Below are 21,510 nucleotides of genomic sequence, written 5' to 3'. Positions count from 1 at the left end.
CCCGCCTCGAGCAGCTTGATATTGACGTCGATGACGCTCTGGTTCTTCTTGCCGAAAGTGCGCGCGATCTGTTCGCGCGCCAGCGGGAGATCGAAGCTGTAAATGCTGCACAGCATGCCGAGCGCGAACATGTTCTTGCCGCGCCGCGGGTCGGGCACGAGCTTGAGGCACTCCGCCTCCATCGGCACCTCGTGCAGCCGATAGCCGGCGGCAGTCACCTCTGCGCAGACGCTGGCATAGGAGGCGGCGATATCGGCATCGGGATCGCTGCGCCATTTATCCTCGAGCAGGATGATGCATCCGGGCTCAAGCTCGCCACCGCCCACCCGGCTCAGGAGCACCTGCTCGTTGAAGCCGATGACCAGATTGGCCCCGTCGCCGCCGTTGGTGACGCGCTTCGTGGCGACGCGAATGCGGTTTCCGCTGGCTCCGGCGATGCTGCGCGCCGGCGGCTGAATCTCGGCCGGGATGATCTCCACCGTCCAGACGCCGTTTCCGGTCCGCGCGGCAAGCGCACCGAAGGACTGGCCGCAGCGCTGCGCGCCTTCGCCGGAATCGCTGACGATCTCGACGATGTGCTCCTTGACGGTTATGGCCCGCTCCCGCTGCGCACGTGCCCCCTTGCGCGTTTTCGTAGCGGGAGCGGGCCTTTCGGCGTCCTTCGCTGGGCGCCGCCGCGTTTGGGGTCGATCTAGTTCCTCGGTAACCTTCATTTGCCGGATCCCATCGCTTGCTATCCGGCGAGCCGGATGCGCGAATAATTCTTCTCCTCGACATCGATGCCGAACAGCGTGCCGCTGCAATCGGTCCGCGCGGGCCGGTAGACGATCTCGCTGTCGCGGATGCCGAGATAGGTCTTGATGCTGCGCGCCGCCCGGCGGCCCGCGCCCATGGCCAGGATCACCGTCGCCGCGCCGGTGACGATGTCGCCGCCGGCATAGACGCCGGCCATCGAGGTGGCAAGGGTCTCGTCAGCGACGATATAGCCCCATTTGTTGAGCTTCAGCTTCGAGGTCTGGCCGAGGATCGGGTTTGCCTTGGTGCCGATCGCATAGACCACCATGTCGGTCTCGAACTCAAACTCGCTGCCTTCGATCGGCACCGGCCGGCGGCGGCCCGAATCGTCGGGCTCGCCCAGCTCCATGCGCTGGCAGCGCATGCCGCGCACATTGCCGTCGCCGTCGGCGAGTATCTCGATCGGCGCGGTCAGCCAGTTGAACTCGATTCCCTCTTCGATCGCGTGGTGCAGCTCCTCCTCGCGCGCCGGGCATTCCGCCTCGGTGCGCCGATAGACGCAATAGACCTTCTCCGCGCCCAGGCGCAGCGACACCCGCATGGCGTCCATGGCGGTGTTGCCGGCGCCAATCACGGCAACCCGCTTACCCATCTTGAGCGGCGTGTCGAAATCCGGGAATTTTCCCGCCATCATCAGGTTGCAGCGGGTCAAGAGCTCGTTGGCGGAAGGCACGCCGTTGAGCGACTCTCCGGGGATGTTCATGAACGCCGGCGCGCCGGCGCCGGTGCCGATAAAGACGGCATCGAAGCCCATCCCGTCGCGCATCTCTTCGATGGTGAACAGGCGCCCGACCAGCGTGTTGCATTCGATCTTGACGCCGAGCCGCTCCACATTGGCGATTTCCGAGTCGATCACGTCGTTGGGCAGGCGGAATTCGGGAATGCCGTAGCGCAGCACGCCGCCCGGTCTGTGCAGTGCCTCGTAGATGGTGACGTCGCATCCGGCCTTGGCCAGGTCGGCGGCACAGGCCAATCCGGCGGGACCCGAGCCAATGATGCCGACCTTGAAGCCGCTGGGCTCGATATAGGGCGGGGCGTTCCAGCTCTCCTTGATCGCCTCGTCGCCGATCCAGCGCTCCAGGCGGCCGATGGCCACCGGCTGCAGCGTATCACCGACCGGGCAGACGCCTTCGCACTGGCTCTCCTGCGGACACACCCGGCCGCAGATAGCCGGCAGTAGGTTGGCGCTGGAGATGATGTCGTAGGCGCCGCGATAGTCCTTCTCGCCGATCTTGGCGATGAAAGCCCGAATATCGATGCCGACCGGGCAGCCGGCGATGCAGGCCGGCTCCGGGCATTCCAGGCAGCGGGCGCATTCGTGCAGCGCGTCTTCCAGGCTGAAGCCGCAGGCGACCTCGCGGAAGTTGGTGATCCGTTCGTCCGCCGGCTGAACCGGCATCGGCGCCCGCTCCTGCGGAATGGTCCGGATCGTCCTCTTGGCCATGGTCACACCGTGTTAGAGCGGTTTCCGCTCAAGCCGTCTGCGGCACCTGCTCGAGCCGTTTGCAGTTCTCATTCCAACGCTCCATGGCCGTCCGCTCCTGCGCCTTGTAGGCGCGCAGCCGGTTCATGAGTTCGTCGAAATCAACGTCGCGGCCGTCGAAATCCGGACCGTCGACGCAGGCGAATTTCATCTCGCCCCCGACCCTGACGCGGCAGCCGCCGCACATGCCGGTTCCGTCGACCATGATCGGGTTGAGGCTGACCATGGTCTTGATGCCGTGCGGGCGGGTCGTCTCGACGCAGGCCTTCATCATGACCGGCGGGCCGATGGCGACGACCTCGTCAATGTCCGGGTGCTCTTCGATCGCCGCTTTGAGCCCCTCGGTGACGAGCCCCTTGATCCCGGCCGAGCCATCGTCGGTGCAGATGATGAGCTCGTCGCACACCCGGCCGAACTTTTCCTGCCAGAAGATATGCGCCTTGCTCCTGAAGCCGATCACGCCGATGACATAGGCGCCATTCTCTTTGAAGGCGCGCGCCTGGGGAAATACCGGCGCCACGCCGAGCCCGCCGCCGACGCAGACCACCTTGGTTGCCTCGGTGACATGGCTCGGAGCGCCCATCGGACCGACCAGGCCGAAGAGCGCGGTGCCGACCCGACAGTCGCGCTGCATCTGTCTCGTCGACTTGCCAACCGCCTGCACGACCAGCGTCACGGTGCCGGCCTCGCGGTCGAAATCGGCTATGGTCAGCGGGATTCGCTCGCCCTGCTCATGCGGGAGGGTGATGACGAACTGGCCCGGATGCGCGGCTCTGGCCATCGCCGGGTGACGGACTTCCAACAGAAACGTCGTATCGGAGAAGTCCTGTCGGGCGACGATCCGAAAATCGGACATGGCGTCAGCGTCTCGGCTGCTTCTGTGTATCGGCAATGCGCATCTTCGCCTCAGCCCACGTGCGTGGCGGCCGTTCCTTGGAGCGCATCCCTGCTGGCAATTTCGAATCCATCATAGCGGGCAAGGATTAGCCAAATCTTGACCTCAATCAAAGCGGCTGTCGATCATCGCGCGCAGCGTGGGCGGTCGGTAACCCGGCGGTTTCACGGATTTCACGGTGCCTTGAAAAGCGTTGAGATTCCACGATTTTGCTGCCCTAAACCGCACCGACTCGCCGGCTCTTCAGCCTTGGCGGCAGGGTTGCCGGCAGCGGGTGGATGCGCGCAGCGGCTTTCTCGCCGCTCATGCGCGATTTGTCCAGGCTTTCCGCGGCCAAAGGCAATTTGTCGCAGCAGGGCGCGCACGCCTCGCGGCGGAATGGCATCAATGAACGTCGAGTGGCGCGACCTCGGCGATCAACCGGTCCATGTCGAGGATCCAGGCGCGGTGGCCGGAGACGTCGATCAGGCCGTCGTCGGCCAGGGTGCGGATGGTCCGTGACAGGGATTCGGCGCGCACGCCGATCATCGCCGCCATGTCCTGGCGCGAGATCGGCAGGTCGAGCAGGATGCGCCCGTCCGCTTCCACGGTCGCGTAGCGATCCTTGAACAGCAGCAGCAGATGGGCGACGCGGGTGCGCAAATTCAGCCGCACCGCCTCGTAAAACCGGTTTTCCGCAATGCCGAGCTCACGCGTGGCGCGGCGCAAGAACTCGATCCCCAGGTCGGGATTGTCGCGCAGCAGAGTGCGCATCGAGTCGGCATCGAAAAAGCATATCTTGCTGGTGCGCAGGACTTCCGCACTGGCGCGGTGAGAGTCGCCGGCGAGAAACGGACGATAGCCCAGCGAGTCGCCGTCGGTGGCCAGATGCAGCAGCACGGAATTCCCTTCCGGATCCTCCTTGCGGACGCCGACCAGCCCTTCGGAAATGAAATAGACGCCGCGGCAAGCGTCGCCCTCGTAAAACACCGTTTCCCCCGGCTGGTAGGCACGGCACAACGCCTTCGCGCATAGCTCCGCAAGCTCTTCCGGTCCCAGAACGCGCCATTCGCTGCGCTCCAGAATGTCGTTGGGGAAACAGCGCCCGACACGTTCCCGCTTGGTGTCGGCGCGGGTCTCGTTCTCCATTCTGGGCATGATCGTCCCCCTTTCGGGTCAAACGCCGTTGGCTTGCGATCTACGTACAAACTCATTCTAACACCGGTAACACGCGCCTAACATTAGGATGTGGGAAATCGCAAACGAAATGCAACGCCGCCAGACGTCCCGGCGGCGGGTCCGTCAAATCCGCTCCCTGGCGGCGGGTCGCATTGGGGGTGCCGTTTCTGACTTAGATCATCGACGCTGCGGCACTTCCGGGCAATTCCTTTTCCGCGTGCAGGATGAAAAATTCGCCCGCACCCTGCCTGCTGAAGAATTCGCGGGGGATGGCATGGATTACGATCAACAGATCGTTGCTGCCAAGCATTTGCTCGAACGTTATGGCGCCGCCGCATCCGACGAAGCGAAGCTGCGGGCGCTGGAGCTGCGTCATTCCGGGATACAAGATGCGGCGCGGTTCTGGTTCAAGGTTGCTGCCCTCGCCCACGGCAAGGTCTCCCCTCAGGACCTGGCGGCCGACAACGTAACGACCGGCTCTCCGAAGATACAGTAAGCCGCCGTAAGAGGTGCCGCCGCCGGCTCGCGGCGACCTGGAGCGGCGCAGGCTGACTCGCTGTCCGGCTCGGAACCTTTCCGCGCAGTGAGCGAATTTCTTTCCGATACTTGTTCGAGAAGCTGCGGAAAATCCCTGAAAACAATTGTCGGGACATTCCCGCGGCGTTAACAGAAGGCGAACAAAGGGCTTTCGGGCCGATTGGCGCCGCCCGGCTCATTGCCGAGGCTGGACGGGCTGACAGCCCCTGGTCGGGGCGCACCGTCCGGCGGCTCTGCGGCCGAAAGAGATCCGGCTTATGCTCGTGCTCACCATGGAGGCTGATGGATGCATTTGGGAATTCTGACCGGAGGAGGCGATGTTCCCGGTCTCAATCCGGCAATCAAGACGGTGGTCAGGGAGGCGGCGCGCCACGGAGGGCGGGTCACCGGCTTCCGGCGCGGCTGGGCGGGGCCGCTGAACTATAACCCTGCGGACCCCGAGGGCTCCAAGCATGCGATCATGCCCTTGTCGCCGGAGGCCGTGCATGCAATCGACCGTACCGGCGGCACAATCCTGCACACCTCGCGAACCCAGCCCTCCAGGATACCGTATAGCGAGCTGCCGGACTTCCTCAAACCCGCCTACTCGGTAAGCGACGAGAAGGAAAAGGTCGATTGCACCGCCCATGTGCTGTCGGTTCTCGAAGCGCTCAAGATGGATGCGCTGATTGCCATCGGCGGCGACGACACGCTGTCCTACGCCGCGCGGCTGCATAATGAAGGCGCGCCGACCATTTGCATCCCCAAGACCATGGACAACGACGTCTATGGCACCGACTACTGCATCGGCTTTTCCACCTGCGTGACACGCTCGGTGGAGCTGATACAGCGCCTGCGCACGCCGGTTGGCAGCCACGAGCGCATCCTGATCGTCGAGCTATTCGGCCGCAATAGCGGCCAGACCGCGCTGATGGCCGGCTATCTCGCCGATGTCGACCGCACCTTGATCTGCGAGGTGCCGTTGGACCTTGAGAAGGTGACAAGGCTGCTTTGCGAGGACCGGCGGCGCAACGTTTCCAACTACTCGGTTGCCGTCATATCCGAAGGCGCGTCGGTCGAGGGAGGCGACATCGTCGAAACCGGCGAAGCCGACGCCTACGGCCACCGCAAGCTCGGCGGGATCGGCATGGTCCTCGGCGACTACATCCAGAAGCATGCCGGCGTCGGCATCATGTATCAGAGCCTGGCCTATCTGCTGCGCGCCGGCGCCCCCGACGCGGTCGATCTCATGGTGCCGAAGAATTTCGCGACCATGGCGGTGCAATGCATCCAGGGCGGCACGACCGGCCTGATGATGGCCGTTCAAGACGGCAAGTACGCGACCGTGCCCGCCGACATGAGCATCAGGGGAAACCGCAGAGTGGACGTCGAGACGATGTACGACGCGGACGCCTACCGGCCGCAGATCGCCCGCCTGCACGGCATGCCCATGCTCTTGCGATGAAGCCGGCCGGAGGCCGGAGGCGGCCGCGGCGCGGCGCGTCAAGTCAGGTAGAGAGGCGTGTAAAGCTGCGCCAGCCGCTCCTCGAGGCTGAAATAGCTGATGGCGCCACTGTCGAGGAGAAACTTTTCCTCCGGATTCGAGAACACGAACTCGCCAAGCACCTCAAGCCCGCCGATATGCTCCGACCCGTGATCGATCATCGAATCGCCACGCGCGCGCGGCATGAAATAGAGGTTCAGCGTGCCCCCCGTCTCGTCTTTGGTCGCGATGAGATTGGCCGTCACGCCCCCTAAACGGCGCTTGTTCTGCTTTGCCCATCGCTCGATCCAGCTCCAGGCCCATTCGAACACATCCTGGCGCCCTCCCCGCCACAAGGCGCCGACCAGCGGGTAGTCCTTGATCAGGCCGGCATGTCCGTCGCTGAGCGTGGTGCTGCGCGCGGCGTGCTCAAGCGGAAATTCCGGCGTATCGTACGGACGCCGACAGAAGTGGAAATGCAGGTGGTCGGGGATCGAAGCGCCGGCATTGAGGCCGTTGAAATAGCCGAAATAGCCCGGCATTCGGTCGGCGAGTTCCAGCAAGTCGCCCAACAGGCGGGAGGCCCCGTTCAGCGCGGTGCCGCGCAGAATCCACTCCTGAGATTTGTGCTCGGCGCTGGCCACGACGACGTGCATCGGCAACAGCGGAAACGGGTTCATCCAGGCAAAATAGGGGCCGAGAGAGAGGGGAATTTCATAGCCGAGCTGGGCGCCGCGCTGCTGCCAGCGGATATTGTCGCGGCACAGAAAACAGCCGCCATTCGTCGCCACGACGCCGTCGGGCGCGACCGAGCGGCCGGCGCCGTTGAAGCGCAATGCCCGCTTCGGGTTATACTGGGCACGAAAGAGCTTTTCCGCATCGCGCGGATGGGTGAAGGTGTAGCGCTGAACACCGTCCAGGCCATCCTTGATGAAACCGGATTCCAACTGTTGACGCCGCAGCTCGGTCAGGGCAGCCGGCAGACTCCCGTTGGCACTTTCGATTTCTCGCAACCGGCTGTTCAGATCTGACCAAGCGCATTCAAAGCTACACGGCTTCATACTGTACTTGACTATCCGTTCTAGATCCGGTCGGAGGCACCCACCTCTCTCCAATCAGAACGTTGCTGTCCCCATTACCGAAGCGCTAAGCCACAAAGATCGCGGCATGACGCATTGCTGGCATTAAATCGGCGCATTATAACCAGTGAACCTGCGGGAAAAGTTAAGAACTTAGCGTGCAAGCTGGCCTCGCCCGGCCAAAGCCTGCCCACATTGCACGGAAGGATACTATGCGCGGCGACACGATCATCATCGAACCACACCATCGCGCCGCCGCTGCGGCGATCATACCGATGATTGCGCCCAAGATTCAAGCCTCGCAAGGGAAATATGCGTTAACGGTCGCCGGAGAATCGGGAAGCGGCAAATCCGAAACGGCGACCGCGATCGCAGAGCTTCTCGCCGCCCGGCAGATCGCCGCGGTGATCCTGCAGCAGGACGACTATTTCGTCTATCCGCCGAAATCCAACGACCGGACCCGGCGGAAGAACATCGGCTGGGTTGGGCCGCAGGAGGTCAAGCTCGACCTCCTCGATGAGCATTTGCGGCAATTTCTCTCAGGGGCGAACAGCATTGAAAAGCCCCTCGTCATCTATGAGGACGACCACATCGACAGGGAGACCCTTGCGCTGAAGGCCGCAGCGGTCGCGATCGCCGAGGGGACCTACACGACGCTTCTGGACAATGCCGGCACCCGGATATTCATCGACCGCAGTTACCAGGACACGCGCGCCCATCGCGAAAAACGCAAGCGCGACGCCGCCGAGCTCGATCCCTTTCTCGACAAGGTGCTGCGGATCGAGCACGGCATCATATCCGCGCACAAGGCGCGCGCCGACATCGTCATCGGCAACGATTACCGCGTCACGGAGGTCAAACGTTCCTAGCGCATGATCTGGCCATATGGGACCAATGCCATGAAGGGGCTGCGGTGCACATTATCTTCCTGAATCCCCAGGGGAATTTCGACCCCACCGACTCGCACTGGGCAGAGCATCCCGATTTCGGCGGCCAGCTGGTCTATGTGAAGGAAGTCGCCCAGGCGATGGCGACTATGGGCCACAAGGTCGATATTCTGACCCGCCGGATGGAGGACAAGTCATGGCCCGAGTTCGCAGATGAGTTCGACTCCTATCCCGGCTTCGAGACGCGGCTGCGAATCGTTCGGATTCCCTGCGGCGGGCCTGGGTTTCTCGCCAAGGAAGAGCTCTGGGATCATCTCGGCGAATGGGTGCGGAACATTATCGCCTTTTACGGCGATGCGCCGCCCGACTTTGCCACCGGCCACTATGCCGACGGCGGCTATGCGGCGGCGCTATTCCGGCATGAGAGGCGAATAGAGTTCACCTTCACCGGACACTCGCTCGGGGCGCAGAAGCTGGACAAGCTCGGCACCACCACCGCCAATTATCTGGAGATGGAAAACCGCTTTCGCTTTTCCCGGCGCATCGCTGCGGAACGGGAGAGCATGCGCCGGACAAGCCGCATCGTCACCTCCACCCGTCAGGAACGCGAGGAGCAATACGCCCATCGGCTGTATGCGGGCGCCGTCGACGCGAGCGAAGCGGGCAAGTTTGCGGTCATTCCGCCCGGCGTGAACACCCGCATCTTCACTGCGGACGACACGCCCGAGGACGCCCCGGTGCACGGCGTGCTGCGGCGGCGTCTCGGCAAGACGCCGCGACCCTGCGTCATCGTCTCCAGCCGCCTCGACGAGAAAAAGAACATCATCGGCGTGGTCGAGGCCTTCGCCGCCTCCGCGGCGCTGCGCCGGCGTTGCGATCTGATGATATGCCTGCGCGGCATCGACAACCCCTTCTCCGAGATCAGACGCCTGTCGCAGAGCGAGCAGGATGTGCTGGGCCCGATCCTCGCGCGCATCGAAGCGGCGGGGCTGAGGCGCCAGGTGCATTTCGCGAACCTCGGCTCCCAGAACGAGCTTGCTGCCGCCTACCGCTACCTGTCCCGAACCGGCTCGGTCTTCGCCCTGACCGCCTTTTATGAGCCGTTCGGCCTGGCGCCGATCGAAGCGGCGGCCTGCGGGCTGGTCTGCGTGGCGACGCGCAACGGCGGCCCGTCGGAGATTTTCGAGGACGGCTCCGGCGTGCTCGTGGACCCGTTTGACGCCGATGACATCGCGCGCGGCCTCGTCGAGGCCCTGGAGAACCACCACGACCTCGCAACCCGGGGGCGCCGGCGGGTGCTGGCGAAATATACGTGGCGGAAGACGGCCGAGGCCTATCTTGAGGTCATTGCCGCGGCCGCCGGGCAAGGCGGCGATCCCGACGCTCCGGTCCCGGAACTCGACGCAAGCGGGCTGATCGAGGACTATCTGTCCCGGGAAAGGAGCCCCGGCTAGGCTTTCTGCGGCCCTGTGAGGCCGGTTGCCGGGCGAATGCTCTAAGCCTGCGCGTGAATGGCCGGCATATAATGCGATCCCTGTCCGAGCATCACGCGATTGACAACGACGATGCCGCCTTCGGTGACGTGAAAGCGCTGCCTGTCCACCTCTGGATTGAGGCCGATTTCCGTGCCCTCCGGAACCTGGCACTGATTGTCGAGGATCACGTTTTTCAAGCGCGAGCCCGCACCGATTTCGCAACCGGGCAAAGCGAGCACGCCTTCAAGGTTGCAGCCCTCACCCACCTTCACGTCGGAGAATAGAAGCGCGCTGTCGAGTTCCGATTCCTTGATGACGCAGCCGCCACTGAGCATCGAGTTTCTTGCCTTGCAGCGCTTGCCGTCGCCGACAAGCTGCGCCGGCGGCAATTGCGGCTGATAGGTCAGGATCTGCCACGCCGGATGATAGATGTCCAATGGTGCTTCGGGTGACAGTAGCTCGATATTGGCCTGATAATAGGCGTCGAGCGTTCCGACATCGCGCCAATAGGAGCTGCCGGTGGAGCGGGCGTTGCTGAACCTGTAGGCATGCACGTGATGGCCCTGGCCCAGGGCGTGGGGGATCACGTCCTTGCCGAAATCGTGGCTCGAGTTTTTGTCGGCCGCGTCACGTCGCAGCTGTTGGCACAGATAATCGAACGAGAAGACGTAAATCCCCATGCTCACCAGCGCCAGGTCCGGATCGTCCGGCATCGGCGTGGGTTGCTCGGGCTTCTCCTGAAATGCGGTGACCTTGCGCGATTCGTCGACCGTCAGGACGCCGAACTCGGAGGCTGCCGTCCTCGGCAGCGGGGTACAGGAGATCGTCATATCCGCCCGGGCCGCCACATGGGTTGCGATCATCTCGCCATAATCCATGCAATAGATGTGATCGCCCGCCAAAATCAGAACGTGCCCCGGATTGTGGCTCCCAATGATGTCGAGGGTCTGGAACACGGCGTCCGCCGTGCCCTGATACCAGGTTTCCTCATCGAGCCACTGCTGGGCGGGAACCAGGTCGATGAACTCGCCGAGCTCGGTGTTGAAGCGGCTCCAGCCGTTGAGAATGTGCTGCAGGAGAGAATGCGATTTGTATTGGGTCAGTACGGCAATCTTGCGAATGCCCGAATTGAGGCAGTTGGAAAGCGTGAAATCGATAATCCGGAACTTTCCGCCGAAGGGCACGGCCGGCTTGGTGCGCCACTCCGTCAGGACACCGAGGCGGCTGCCCCGGCCGCCGGCCAGTATCAGGGCCAGCGTATCGTGGGTCAGGCGAGAGACGAAACGGGCAGCGGTTATTGTCATTGTTCTTGCGGCTCCCTTGGTTGACGCCGTGTTTTGACGGCAATCCTATCATCCGGTCGAATGCTTCCCAACACCCGTTCAATGCCGATCCAGTCTTAATATCTTGTGGATTTGTGATCCTAACATGAAACTTTCTTCGGTCCTGACCGTTCCGGTCCCGATTGCCGCGACGTCCGTGTCCGGTCGAACGCGGCGGCCGGATGGGACGGGCTTGGGAGCGCTCAGCCGTCATAGGGTATCACTCGACCGGTGAAAGCCTTAATTGCCGACCCGCAAGATGTCCCGCGCGGCTTTCGGACTGGCAAGTCTGCGGCCGGCCACTGACGCCGCATGCGCGATCTCCCTCACCAGCGCGGCGCTATCCGGCGCCAGCGAACCATTGCGCATGTGCAGATTGTTCTCGAACCCGACCCGGACATGGCCGCCGAGAGGGATCGCACGGACAAGGCAGTCATACCCTTTGCGCCCGAATGCACATACCGTCCAGCTGGCAATGGCGCTCGTATCGGCACCGACAAAGCCATCCAGTTCCCCAGGCTCCGCCTGCTGGGATGCCGTGTAGCGACCAAGCACGAACAGCGCGTCGCCTCGGTCCTCGGGAATGATCTTGCGGCTGCAGGCGTCGGCGAAGCGGGCAAGGTCCGGGGGGTCATACAGAATATGCTGGATATGGATGCCTTCCGCCTTGGCGCGGGTATAGAAATCGCGCGCCTGCTTTTCCTCTTCGCGCCCCTCGCCCGGCCACATTTCCCTGAGCGCCACGCTTGCCGCCTCGGGGCGGCCGGCAATGATGGCGGCGGCTTGCTCCGCCGGGCTGTAGCGGCCGACGGCCTCGCTCGTGATCTGCACCAGCATGTCGCCACAGACGTCACGCACCGCTTCGATCAGCTCGCGATAGAGCCCCGGATCCAGCACATGGGCGCCGTCCGCGTCCCGGACATGAGCGTGCAGCACCGCCGCGCCCGCCGCCTGGCAGCGGGCGGCTTCCGCCGCCGTTTCCGCTACCGTGACCGGCAGATTGGGGTGATCCTGCTTGTTCAGCCGTGCTCCGTTGGGTGCCGCCGTGATAATGAGCGGTGCGTTCATGCGCGGCTGACTTCCCGAACCTCGGCGACCGCGGTGTCGATCGCTCCGGCCAAAAGCTCGACCAGGGATTCGATTTCGTCGTCGGTAATGATATAGGGCGGCGCCAGAAGGATGTGATCGCCATATTTTCCATCGATGGTGCCGCCCATCGGATAGCAGATGAGGCCGGCCTGAAAAGCGGCCTTCTTGACCCTCGCGGCAAGTCCCAGTTCCGGCGCGAAGGGCCGCTTGTCGCCGCGCTCCGCGACCAGCTCGATGCCGCGCAAAAGGCCGCGGCCGCGGATGTCGCCGACATGGGGGTGGGCGCCAAGCCGCATTTCCAGAAGCTCCATCAGCACCGCCCCTTGGGCCCGCACCCGGGCCGGCAATTCGCGCCCGAGAATTGCCTCGAGCACCGCCAACGCCCCGGCGCAGGCCGCCGAATGGCCGATGTAGGTATGCCCGTGCTGAAAGAAGCCGGAGCCGGCGGCGATGGCATCGTAAATCCCGGCTTGGCAGAGCATCGCCCCGATGGGCTGGTATCCGGCCCCCAACCCCTTGGCGATACAGGTGATATCTGGAACGACGCCGTCCTGCTCCGAGGCGAAGAGCGTGCCGGTGCGGCCCATGCCGCACATCACTTCGTCGAGAATCAGGAGCACCCCGTAGCGGTCGCAGATCTCGCGGATGCGCCGGAAATAGCCCGGCACCGCGGGCACCGCGCCGGCAGTCGCACCGACCACCGGCTCGGCGATGAAGGCCATCACCGTTTCCGGGCCCAGCCGGACGATCTCCTGTTCCAGCTCGTCGGCGGCGCGTAGGCCATACTGCTCCTCGCTTTCGCCTTCGCGCTGCTCTCGGTAGGCGAAGCAGGGGGCGATGTGCGAGGTCTCGATCAAGAGCGGCGCGAAGGGCGCCCGCCGCCGCATGTTGCCGCCGGCGGCAAGCGCGCCGAGGGTATTGCCGTGATAGCTCTGCCGGCGCGAGACGATACGGCAGCGTTTGGGCTCGCCGATTTCGACGAAATACTGCCGTGCCAGCTTGATCGCCGCCTCCGCCGCCTCCGAGCCGCCGGAGACGAAATAAACCCAGTCGAGCCCCTCCGGCGCGTGCTCGGCCAACTGCTCGGCCAGCGCCTCGGCCGGCTCGGACGTAAAGAACATGGTATGTGCGAAGGCGATCTTGTCCAATTGCGCCTTGATGGCCTCGGTCACCTCTTTGTCGCCATGACCGAGGCACGAGACGGCGGCACCGCCCGAGCCGTCCAGATAGCGTTTGCCGGCGCTGTCGAAGAGGTAGCAGCCCTTTCCGCCGACAACCACCGGCGGGCTGGCCTTCGTGTGTCGTTGGAAGACATGGGTCAAGGGGCACCTGCCTTTCGATCCGGGAGCCTCCGGCGGACGGTCCGAGTTCGCATATTGAAGACAACCAACCCGCCCAGCAGCAACAGCGCTATCACGGAGACTACATATTTCGATGGCCGGTCGCGGACCTCGAATTCGATCACGGTCACCCGGTCGGAGAGTTGAAATCCCTTTTGTTCCGCCACCGACAAGAACCCGACGTCGCTGACCTCGCCGCCAAATCCGGCCTCGTCGATGGACAGAGTCAAGCCCAGCGACGTGAGGGACGATGCCCCTTCAATCTCCTCTGGCGTGAAGATCATCAGCCGGTAGCGTTCCCCATAGTTGGTCGACCTCGTGACGGCGATCCGCATCGAACCCGGCGCGGTTGCCGCGGCGAGCGTCCGGTCGACCTCGGCAATCGGCACCGCCCGCCACTCGGGATAAACGAGCGCCAACAGCGCGCCCGGCCGGAACAGCGCCAGACACAGTGCGAGCAAGGCGACGATTTCGACGAAATGCAGCCGCCGGAACAGGAAGCCCTGGGTGGCGGAGGCAAAACACATGATCGCCAAGAGCGACGTCGCGAAAACGAAGATGCCCTGGGCCCAACTCTCCACGCCGATCAGCAACAACTGGTTATTGAACACGAACACGACCGGGAGAATGGCGGTGCGGATTTCGTAGACGAAAGCCTGCACGCCGGTCCGAATGGGATCGGCGCGGGAAATTGCCGCGGCCGCATATGCCGCCAGCCCCACCGGCGGCGTCACATCGGCCATGAGCCCGAAATAGAAGACGTAAAGATGGACGACGATCAGCGGCAGGACCAGTCCGGCCGCCTGCCCCAGCTCAACCAGAACCGGCGCCATCAGCGAAGCGACGACCAGATAGTTGGCCGTCGTCGGCAGGCCCATGCCCAACAGCAGGCACAGCACCGCGGTAAGGCCCAGGAGCATGTATACATTGCCGCCGGAAATCGCCTCGACGATTCCGATCAGGGCGTTGTTGAGGCCGGTCGACCCGACCGCTCCGACGATGATCCCCGCGCATGCGACGGCCACCGAGACCGCCGCCATGTTGCGCCCGCCGCCGACCAGGCCCTGCCAGAGTTCGGCGCCGGTCCTATGCAGCGCGCCAGCCACCGTTGCCTCGCCGACGACGGCCCGCTTGAGGTTCTGGAAGACGATGATCAGCATCAGCGAGGCGGTCGCCCAGAACACGGCGGCCGACGCCGACATCCGCTCCACCATGAGAAGCCAGACCAGCACGACGATGGGAATGAAAAAATGAACGCCGCGCAGGAATGTCTGGCGCAACCGCGGGATGTCTTCGGCGACCATGGGTCTCAGATCGAGCTTCAGCGCCTCCAGATGGGAGATCCAGAACAGCGCGAGGTAGGTGATCACCGCCGGCAAAAACGCATGATAGACGACGTCGAAATAGGAAATGCCGATGAGCTCGGCCATGATGAAGGCCGCCGCGCCCATGATCGGCGGCATGAGCTGGCCGTTCACCGACGCCGCCACTTCGATGGCGCCCGCCTTGACCGCCGGCAGGCCGACCTTGCGCATCACCGGGATCGTGAAGGTCCCGGTCGTCACGACATTCGCGATCGACGACCCGGAGATCATCCCGGTCAGGCCGCTGGCGAGGATCGCGGCCTTGGCCGGACCGCCGCGAAATCTGCCCACCAGGGCAAAGGCAAAATCGAGAAAATATCTTCCCGCGCCGGCGGTGTCGAGCAGAGCGCCGAACAGCACGAACATGAACACGAAGCTGGTGACCACATCGAGCGGCAACCCGAAGATCGCCTCGCCTCCCAGCCAGTGATAGCCGATGAGGCGCTCGAGCGACATGCCGCGGTGGGAAATCAGCTCCGGCATGCTTTGCCCGAACACGGAATATATGAGGAACAGCACGGAAATAACGACCAGCGGCAACCCCACCGCGCGGCGCGCCGCCTCCAGCAGCGCGAGCATGCCGATGCCGCCGACGATCATCTCCACCGGCACCACTACGCCGCCGACGGTGACGTTCAGAAGCACGCCTACGCGTTCGACGATGCCTTCGTAAAAGACCAAAATGTACAGGCAGGGCAAGACGCCGCAGGCGAGCAGAACATAGTCCGGCCAGCCTGCTTTCGCGCCACGCCTCGTTTTCGTCGCCCGGTACAGGAAGAAAGCCATCGCAAAGGCGAAGCCGAGGTGGATCGCCCTCGCCCGAACGCCATGGACGATCCCGAATTCCAGGATGAAGGGCAGCGGCGATGCGATCCAGATCTGGAACAGCGACCACGCTCCCGCGACCAGCGCAACGTGAAACGCTACGTGACTGGAAATCTCCGGCTCGAAATCACTGAGGCTGGGCTCGGGCATCGCCACAATACCTGCGTCCTGACCTCGCCCGTGAAGGATGGCGGGCGCGCCCGAAGCGCGCCCGCCGGGCGGCTTACATCCAGCCCTTTTCCTTGTAGTACTTCACCGCGCCAGGGTGCAGCGGCGCGGACAGACCCTCGGTGATCATCTGCTCCGGAGTCAGGTTGGCGAAAGCCGGATGCAGGCTCTTGAAGTCATCCAAATTCTCGAACACGGCGCGGACGACCCCGTAGACAACGTCTTCGGGAACAGATTCGCTCGTCACGAACGTGGCCTTGACCCCAAATGTGGTCACATCCTCGGTCACCGTCGAATAGGTGCCGGCGGGGATGGTGGCATAGGCGTAAAACGGATTGTCCGCCACGAGCTTGTCGATCTGCGGCGTCTTCAGATTGATGATCCGCGCGCCGCAACCGTCGGCGGCCTGCGCGACGCCGGCATTCGGCACGCCGACCGTGTAGCCGTAGGCGTCGATATTGCCGTCGCACAGCGCCTTCGACTGTTCGGACGAGGTCAATTCGGTGGCGGCGGCAAAGTCGGCGGTGGTCAGGCCATGGATCTGCAGCAGCACTTCCATGGTACCGCGCTGCCCGGAGCCGGGATTGCCGATATTGACCCTCTTGCCCTTCAGGTCATCCCAGCTGTTGATGCCGGAATCCTTGGCGACCAGAATCTGGAACGGCTCCGGATGGACGGAAAAGACCGCGCGCAGACCCTTGAACGGCTTGCCCTCATAACTCGATGAGCCGTTATAGGCATGAAATTGCCAGTCGGACTGGGCGACGCCGAATTCAAGCTCGCCAGCTTGAATCTGACCGATATTGTAGGTGGACCCTGCCGTGGACGGGGCCGAACAGCGCAGGCCGTGCTTGCGTCCGCCCTCGCTGCCTTCGCCAGCTTCCTTATGCACCATGCGGCAGATGGCGTTGCCGGTGACAAAATAGACGCCGGTCGGGCCGCCCGTGCCGATCGCCAGGAACTTGGCTTGTGCGGCCGCCCCCGTCGACATGGCCGGGAGCGCCGTCAATGTGGCAATGGCCGCCGAAAAGGCCAGGTTTCTCAAAGTATGTTTCATGTGCTTCCTCCTTGCGTTGGGAACGTCATCCCTTTCTACCGCCGGTTTCTCCGGCAAGACTCGCGGGCTGCCTCGGCAATTCATGCAGCCCCTTACTGGTGCTCCAGTAAGCGTTATTGGCGAACAGTACCCGCTCGCGCTCCTCGACCATCTTAAGTCCTTCCTCGCCGGCAAGCCTGAGGGCGGTATTCGCAAGCATCTCGGCGAGCACCGTCATCGGGACGATCGACGGCAGCACCGAGACCCCGCCGGTCGGCGCCACCAGCGCGATGTCGGCGCGCTTCGCCAATGGCGAGCCATGATCATCCGTCAGGCAAACGGTGGTCGCGCCCGCCGCCTTGGCGAAGTCCAGTGCCTGCACGGTGCCGGTGCCGTAGGGGCGCGAACCGATGCAGATCGCGGCACTCCCCCGGTTCAACTCGGCCAGGCTGTCGACAAAAATTTCACCCGCGATATCGGCGAGCACGACTCGGGAGCGGAAAAGCTGGATTGCCGTGTGCAAGACCCGCGCGACGGCGCGGCTGGAGCGCATACCGAAGATTACCAGCGGTTCCGCCTCGACCACCTCCTCGGCCGCCCGCTCGAGCATCTCCTGGTCGAACGTCTCGGCCAGCGCGTCCAAGCCCTGATAGGCGGCCGCCAGAGTCTGTGTGCTCGGCGGCTGAGCAACGTCGTCCATCTTGCTGTGAAAGGCGCGCGCCCGGCTCACGAAGCTGAAATCCATCCCGTCGCGGCGGCAGACATTGCGGAACGCCTCCCAATTGTCGTGTCCCAGCCGTTCGGCTAGCCGAAGCATGGTCGGCGGCGACACGCCAGCCGCGCTTGCCAGCTGGCGCATCGATCTCCAGGCAATGTCCTCGGGCCGTTGCAAGATGATTTTCGCGGCGCGCCGCTGCGCGCCCGTCAAATCCGGCATGATCGCCTTCAGGCCTGCAAGAGAGTCCGCCATGTCGGAATGAGTGTTACATAAATCCCTGCGTGTAACAAATGTGCACTTTTCAGACCGGCGCCGCCCCGGCCCGGTCACGATCCGGCGATCACCATGGCTTTCGCTTGACTTTCGCCATCGCCGGGAAGAACGATTCTAAGTTGGAAAGGCTCAAACACGGTGGGAGTTCGGCCATGCTTAGACTGTCGCTTGCATCGTTGGCGGGCGCATTTTCATGCCTGCTCGTCCCGCTCGCCGCGCAGGCCCAGAACCAGGCATCCGGCCTGCCCGAAGGCGCCGGCAAGGAGCTGGTCGGGAACGTCTGCACGGCGTGCCATCGGACCAATCAGATAACGCGCAGCTCCGGCTACAGCCGCGAGGGCTGGAAGGAGCTGACCAGCACGATGATCGACCTGTCCGGGAGCCCCGAGGAACGGGACCGGATCACGCAATACCTGGCGGCGAATTTTCCCCCGAATGCCAGACGAGCGCCGAAGCTGATGTCTGGCAGCGCCGAGATCGCGTTCACCGAATGGGTGGTGCCGACGCTCGGCCAGCGCTCGCGCGATCCGATCGAGGCCGCCGACGGGTCCGTCTGGTGGGCCGGGCAATGGGGCAATCTGATCGGGAGGATCGATCCCGCGACCGGGGCGATGACCGAATACCCGCTGCCGGCGAATTCGATGCCGCACAGCGTGACCCTCGATCGCGCAGGCAACGTTTGGTTTACGGGGAACAAGAACGGCACCGTCGGCAAGTTTGACCCGATGAGCGGCAAAATCAGCGTGTACAAGATGCCGGACCCGGCCGCGCGCGACCCGCACACGCCGATCTTCGATAAGGAGGGGATCCTTTGGTTCACCCTGCAGCAGAGCAATATGCTGGGCCGGCTGAACCCGGAGACCGGCGACATCAAGCTCGTGACCATGCCGACGCCGGGATCGAAGCCCTATGGCATCAAGATCGATGCCGACGGGGTGCCGTGGGTCGCCTGCAACGGCTCGAACTGCCTGGTTAAGGTCGACCCGGCGACGATGGAGCTGACGGAGATCAAGCTGCCGATACCGGAGACCACCGTCCGCCGTCTCGACATCGCCGCGGATGGCATGATCTGGTACGTCAATTCCTCGCAAGGGCGCCTCGGCCGGTTCGACCCCAGCACCGGCGAGATCAAGGAATGGCCGTCGCCGAGCGGGCCGAAGTCCCATCCCTACGCCATCGCGGTCGTCGACGGCATCGTCTGGTACAACGAATCGGGCATGAGGCCGGATGCGCTGGTCCGCTTCGACCCCGCCACCGAGACGTTCCAGAGCTGGCCGATCCCGTCCGGCGGCGTCTATGCCGGCATCATCAGGCACATGCGGCCGACACGGGACGGCAACCTCCTGATCCACCAGAGCAGCACAAACCGCATCATGCGGGTGACGCTGAAGCGCCCGGCGGCGACGCAATAGGCAATCCCCTTCGCCGGGTGTCCGTGGCCCGGCGAAGACGCCTATTACACGCACGGCGCCGGATGTACGACGGTGGCGAACCGTGCTTCCGTCGTTGCGCCTTCATCGGCAGAAGGTCCTCCGATGCGCGATATCGCCACCAGGCCACGCACCAAGCCTAAGCCGAAAACGAAACGGCCGCGACTTCACAAAGTCATTCTCGTCAATGACGACTATACGCCCCGGGAATTCGTCGTCGCGGTCCTGAAGGCGGTTTTCGGCATGAGCGAGGAACAGGCCTATCGGGTCATGATCACCGCCCATAAACGCGGCGTGTGCGTTGTCGCCGTCTATACGAGGGACATCGCCGAAACGAAGGCAACCCAGGGAACCGAAGCCGGTCGGCGCGCGGGCTATCCGCTGCTGTTCACGACCGAGCCGGAAGAGTAGAGCAAGATCGACGGCCCTCGCCGTCACCACAGGTTCGGGCGCCTCAACCCCACAGACGATCGGCGATCAGAACCAGGAGCGGAATCGGCGCCACCGCAAGCGCGACCGTTATCGCAAAGGCCGGAATAGAATAAAGACCGCTCATGCCGGCGGCCATCGCGATCCCGCCGCCGCCTCCGGCAAGCGTGTTTCCGGGAATGTTCAACGCCACGGCAAGCGCCACATGGCGATGGCGGAGAAGGAAGGGAATGATCCGGGTCGGCGCCCTGGCCGTCAGCAGAGCGAGCCGCTCGCGCGCGCCAAGCGGCGCCATCTGCAGCACCAGGTCGCGCCCCTTACGCAACCCGAAAAATTGGAAAACGGCGGCGATGGCGCGCGCCGGCACGAATCTTCCGACGACGAATGCGATGTGCAGCGCGACGACCATGGCGATGTAGACCACGGGAATGATTGGCGCCCCGAGCACGACGATCAAGGTGAAGCCGATCTCGGCGCCGGGGACGAAGGGAATCGCCGCTGCTACTACGTATACGACGGTGGTCAGCATCACCATCGCATGAATATCCGGCTCGCTGGAGGGGCGGACGTCGAGCCCCGCCGTGTCGGCAAGCCATTGCCCCGCCAGCAAGCCTCCGACGATCAGGCAAACATAGAGAACGCCAAGGAGCAGCCAGCGTCGCAGACTCATGATCCGCGATCTTCCGGGCGTGCCTCGGCGGAGGCCATGCCGTCCAAAGGAGCGTTCGCGACGCTCTGCCGGGCCTCTTCGCCGCCGGCGATCGGCGGCAATAGAAGGATCGTCAGCGTGAACGGAACAGCGTTGCGGACAGGCAGACCGTGGGTCATGGCCTCCTCCGGCGTCGTCGCGAGAATTCGTGAAAGCTAGCCGTATCGGCATTATGCGGCAAGCCGGCGCGTATCGGTCTCGGATTTGGCGCGATGCGCTTGCCTTGCGCTTACAGAGCCCATTCCGGGATTCCGAGAATCCACCTAACCCTTTGAAAAGATTGGTGGGCGCAGTAGGACTCGAACCTACGACCCGCTGATTAAGAGTCAGCTGCTCTACCAACTGAGCTATGCGCCCGTCCGCCTATGGCTTAACCCCATCCGCGGTTGCGCCCCGTCTAGCAAACGCCCCCTGGCAAGTCCAGAGCGTCGGCCGGAGCGCGCTTTTCCACATATAGGCGCAGGCTTATGGATGGGAAAGGCCATGTCTCGGCCCATTCCGCGACAGATGCGCCCCGAACCGCTAGGCTATCCCCCATGCGACAGGCTCTGCCGCCCAATCTCCGCGCATCCCTTCCCGCGCCGGCGGCCTATGCGGTGCTCGGCGCGGCCGAATCCGTTCCGGCGGCGGGGGGCGCATACCTGCTCTTGGTGCGTCTTGACCGGCCGCTTGCCGTGGACATTCCGAGGCTTGCCGCCGGCATTCTGCCGCCTGGCTGGTACGCCTATGCCGGCAGCGCCCGTGGCCCGGGCGGCATGCGCGCGCGCATCGCCCGGCATCTGAAGGCCGACAAGCCGGTCCACTGGCATATCGACCGGCTGACGCCGGCCGCAGCGACTCTGCTTGCCCTCGCCTATCCCGAGGCCGACGAGTGCGCGCTGCTGTCCGCGCTTCTCGATTGCGGCGCCTTCACCGTGCCCCTTCCCCGCTTTGGCTCCAGCGATTGCCGCCAATGCCCAAGCCATCTTCTGCGCTGGCGCCACGGATAGGTAGGGCCGGCCCGCCGGACGGCCCGTTCCCGGATCGCTTCGAGAAG

General features: G+C 63.9%; 20 protein-coding genes and 1 tRNA gene. 7 read left to right on the top strand and 14 right to left on the bottom strand.

All coding sequences use genetic code 11. The features are described from left to right. From Q8P46_13240 to Q8P46_13225, 4 genes are all read right to left on the bottom strand, one after another. The coding region (locus tag Q8P46_13240; protein MDP2621113.1) for a 2-oxoacid:acceptor oxidoreductase family protein at window positions 1-713 on the bottom strand (713 nt) is incomplete at its 3' end. 20 nt (window positions 714-733) lie between these two features. Then, on the bottom strand, window positions 734-2,239 hold the full coding sequence (gltA, locus tag Q8P46_13235; protein MDP2621112.1) for an NADPH-dependent glutamate synthase: 1,506 nt from the start codon (window positions 2,237-2,239) through the stop codon (window positions 734-736). Between the two features lie 28 nt (window positions 2,240-2,267). Then, window positions 2,268-3,134 carry a sulfide/dihydroorotate dehydrogenase-like FAD/NAD-binding protein gene (locus tag Q8P46_13230; protein ID MDP2621111.1) on the bottom strand — a complete coding sequence of 289 codons (867 nt, stop codon included), beginning with the start codon at window positions 3,132-3,134 and terminating at the stop codon, window positions 2,268-2,270. Between the two features lie 423 nt (window positions 3,135-3,557). Next, complete coding sequence (locus tag Q8P46_13225; GenBank protein MDP2621110.1) at window positions 3,558-4,310, bottom strand: Crp/Fnr family transcriptional regulator; 753 nt, start codon at window positions 4,308-4,310, stop codon at window positions 3,558-3,560. 88 nt (window positions 4,311-4,398) lie between these two features. Here Q8P46_13225 and Q8P46_13220 point away from each other — a divergent pair, with 88 nt between their 5' ends. Beyond that, complete coding sequence (locus tag Q8P46_13220; GenBank protein ID MDP2621109.1) at window positions 4,399-4,827, top strand: hypothetical protein; 429 nt, start codon at window positions 4,399-4,401, stop codon at window positions 4,825-4,827. Between the two features lie 327 nt (window positions 4,828-5,154). Beyond that, the gene (locus Q8P46_13215) at window positions 5,155-6,312 is read left to right on the top strand and encodes a 6-phosphofructokinase (GenBank protein ID MDP2621108.1); all 1,158 of its coding nucleotides are present in this window, start codon (window positions 5,155-5,157) and stop codon (window positions 6,310-6,312) included. Window positions 6,313-6,350: 38 nt separating this feature from the next. Here the strand turns inward: Q8P46_13215 and Q8P46_13210 are convergent, their stop codons facing one another. Next, window positions 6,351-7,277 (bottom strand): DUF4922 domain-containing protein, encoded by a 927-nt coding sequence (locus tag Q8P46_13210; protein MDP2621107.1) that lies wholly within the window; start codon window positions 7,275-7,277, stop codon window positions 6,351-6,353. Window positions 7,278-7,621: 344 nt separating this feature from the next. On the opposite strand from Q8P46_13210, the gene Q8P46_13205 reads away from it, so the two are divergent. Then, a complete protein-coding gene (locus tag Q8P46_13205; GenBank protein ID MDP2621106.1) occupies window positions 7,622-8,278 on the top strand; it encodes a hypothetical protein in 657 nt (218 codons plus the stop codon). Between the two features lie 44 nt (window positions 8,279-8,322). Beyond that, a complete protein-coding gene (locus Q8P46_13200) occupies window positions 8,323-9,750 on the top strand; it encodes a glycosyltransferase (GenBank protein MDP2621105.1) in 1,428 nt (475 codons plus the stop codon). 41 nt (window positions 9,751-9,791) lie between these two features. Here the strand turns inward: Q8P46_13200 and glgC are convergent, their stop codons facing one another. The 6 genes from glgC to Q8P46_13170 all read right to left on the bottom strand — a co-directional run bounded on the left by glgC (window position 9,792) and on the right by Q8P46_13170 (window position 17,885). Then, complete coding sequence (gene glgC / locus Q8P46_13195) at window positions 9,792-11,075, bottom strand: glucose-1-phosphate adenylyltransferase (GenBank protein ID MDP2621104.1); 1,284 nt, start codon at window positions 11,073-11,075, stop codon at window positions 9,792-9,794. Between the two features lie 258 nt (window positions 11,076-11,333). Beyond that, entirely contained in the window at window positions 11,334-12,161 is an 828-nt protein-coding gene (locus tag Q8P46_13190; protein ID MDP2621103.1) for a 3-keto-5-aminohexanoate cleavage protein, read from the bottom strand. After that, the gene (locus Q8P46_13185; GenBank protein ID MDP2621102.1) at window positions 12,158-13,504 is read right to left on the bottom strand and encodes an aspartate aminotransferase family protein; all 1,347 of its coding nucleotides are present in this window, start codon (window positions 13,502-13,504) and stop codon (window positions 12,158-12,160) included. The genes Q8P46_13190 and Q8P46_13185 overlap by 4 nt, the downstream gene beginning before the upstream one ends. Further along, a complete protein-coding gene (locus tag Q8P46_13180) occupies window positions 13,501-15,861 on the bottom strand; it encodes a TRAP transporter fused permease subunit (protein MDP2621101.1) in 2,361 nt (786 codons plus the stop codon). The genes Q8P46_13185 and Q8P46_13180 overlap by 4 nt, the downstream gene beginning before the upstream one ends. 73 nt (window positions 15,862-15,934) lie before the next feature. Then, complete coding sequence (locus Q8P46_13175; protein MDP2621100.1) at window positions 15,935-16,936, bottom strand: TAXI family TRAP transporter solute-binding subunit; 1,002 nt, start codon at window positions 16,934-16,936, stop codon at window positions 15,935-15,937. A gap of 25 nt (window positions 16,937-16,961) precedes the next feature. Beyond that, a complete protein-coding gene (locus Q8P46_13170; protein MDP2621099.1) occupies window positions 16,962-17,885 on the bottom strand; it encodes a MurR/RpiR family transcriptional regulator in 924 nt (307 codons plus the stop codon). Between the two features lie 173 nt (window positions 17,886-18,058). Here Q8P46_13170 and Q8P46_13165 point away from each other — a divergent pair, with 173 nt between their 5' ends. Together Q8P46_13165 and clpS are read left to right on the top strand one after the other, a co-directional pair. Further along, window positions 18,059-19,318 (top strand): hypothetical protein, encoded by a 1,260-nt coding sequence (locus Q8P46_13165; protein MDP2621098.1) that lies wholly within the window; start codon window positions 18,059-18,061, stop codon window positions 19,316-19,318. A 123-nt stretch (window positions 19,319-19,441) separates the two neighbouring features. Beyond that, entirely contained in the window at window positions 19,442-19,747 is a 306-nt protein-coding gene (gene clpS / locus Q8P46_13160) for an ATP-dependent Clp protease adapter ClpS (protein ID MDP2621097.1), read from the top strand. 43 nt (window positions 19,748-19,790) lie between these two features. Here clpS and Q8P46_13155 read toward each other — a convergent pair whose 3' ends face one another. From Q8P46_13155 to Q8P46_13145, 3 genes are all read right to left on the bottom strand, one after another. After that, the gene (locus Q8P46_13155) at window positions 19,791-20,435 is read right to left on the bottom strand and encodes a hypothetical protein (GenBank protein ID MDP2621096.1); all 645 of its coding nucleotides are present in this window, start codon (window positions 20,433-20,435) and stop codon (window positions 19,791-19,793) included. Next, entirely contained in the window at window positions 20,432-20,593 is a 162-nt protein-coding gene (locus Q8P46_13150; GenBank protein ID MDP2621095.1) for a hypothetical protein, read from the bottom strand. Before Q8P46_13150 ends, Q8P46_13155 begins: the two co-directional genes overlap by 4 nt. Before the next feature lie 162 nt (window positions 20,594-20,755). Further along, window positions 20,756-20,831: transfer RNA gene (locus Q8P46_13145), tRNA-Lys, on the bottom strand. 179 nt (window positions 20,832-21,010) lie between these two features. Here Q8P46_13145 and Q8P46_13140 point away from each other — a divergent pair. Beyond that, complete coding sequence (locus Q8P46_13140; protein ID MDP2621094.1) at window positions 21,011-21,463, top strand: GIY-YIG nuclease family protein; 453 nt, start codon at window positions 21,011-21,013, stop codon at window positions 21,461-21,463. Window positions 21,464-21,510: the final 47 nt, after the last annotated feature.

The organism is Hyphomicrobiales bacterium, from assembly GCA_030688605.1.
In the GTDB taxonomy this organism is placed as follows: Bacteria; Pseudomonadota; Alphaproteobacteria; order Rhizobiales; family NORP267; genus JAUYJB01.
This window is presented reverse-complemented; position numbering and strand designations above follow the sequence as displayed.

Coding starts and splice junctions, on each gene's coding strand:
- gltA (MDP2621112.1), bottom strand. CDS start 2,239: ATGGCCAAGAGGACGATCCGGACCATTCCGCAGGAGCGGGCGCCGATG.
- Q8P46_13230 (MDP2621111.1), bottom strand. CDS start 3,134: ATGTCCGATTTTCGGATCGTCGCCCGACAGGACTTCTCCGATACGACG.
- Q8P46_13225 (MDP2621110.1), bottom strand. CDS start 4,310: ATGCCCAGAATGGAGAACGAGACCCGCGCCGACACCAAGCGGGAACGT.
- Q8P46_13220 (MDP2621109.1), top strand. CDS start 4,399: ATGTGGGAAATCGCAAACGAAATGCAACGCCGCCAGACGTCCCGGCGG.
- Q8P46_13215 (MDP2621108.1), top strand. CDS start 5,155: ATGCATTTGGGAATTCTGACCGGAGGAGGCGATGTTCCCGGTCTCAAT.
- Q8P46_13205 (MDP2621106.1), top strand. CDS start 7,622: ATGCGCGGCGACACGATCATCATCGAACCACACCATCGCGCCGCCGCT.
- glgC (MDP2621104.1), bottom strand. CDS start 11,075: ATGACAATAACCGCTGCCCGTTTCGTCTCTCGCCTGACCCACGATACG.
- Q8P46_13190 (MDP2621103.1), bottom strand. CDS start 12,161: ATGAACGCACCGCTCATTATCACGGCGGCACCCAACGGAGCACGGCTG.
- Q8P46_13180 (MDP2621101.1), bottom strand. CDS start 15,861: ATGCCCGAGCCCAGCCTCAGTGATTTCGAGCCGGAGATTTCCAGTCAC.
- Q8P46_13175 (MDP2621100.1), bottom strand. CDS start 16,936: ATGAAACATACTTTGAGAAACCTGGCCTTTTCGGCGGCCATTGCCACA.
- Q8P46_13170 (MDP2621099.1), bottom strand. CDS start 17,885: ATGGCGGACTCTCTTGCAGGCCTGAAGGCGATCATGCCGGATTTGACG.
- Q8P46_13165 (MDP2621098.1), top strand. CDS start 18,059: ATGCTTAGACTGTCGCTTGCATCGTTGGCGGGCGCATTTTCATGCCTG.
- clpS (MDP2621097.1), top strand. CDS start 19,442: ATGCGCGATATCGCCACCAGGCCACGCACCAAGCCTAAGCCGAAAACG.
- Q8P46_13155 (MDP2621096.1), bottom strand. CDS start 20,435: ATGAGTCTGCGACGCTGGCTGCTCCTTGGCGTTCTCTATGTTTGCCTG.
- Q8P46_13150 (MDP2621095.1), bottom strand. CDS start 20,593: ATGACCCACGGTCTGCCTGTCCGCAACGCTGTTCCGTTCACGCTGACG.
- Q8P46_13140 (MDP2621094.1), top strand. CDS start 21,011: ATGCGACAGGCTCTGCCGCCCAATCTCCGCGCATCCCTTCCCGCGCCG.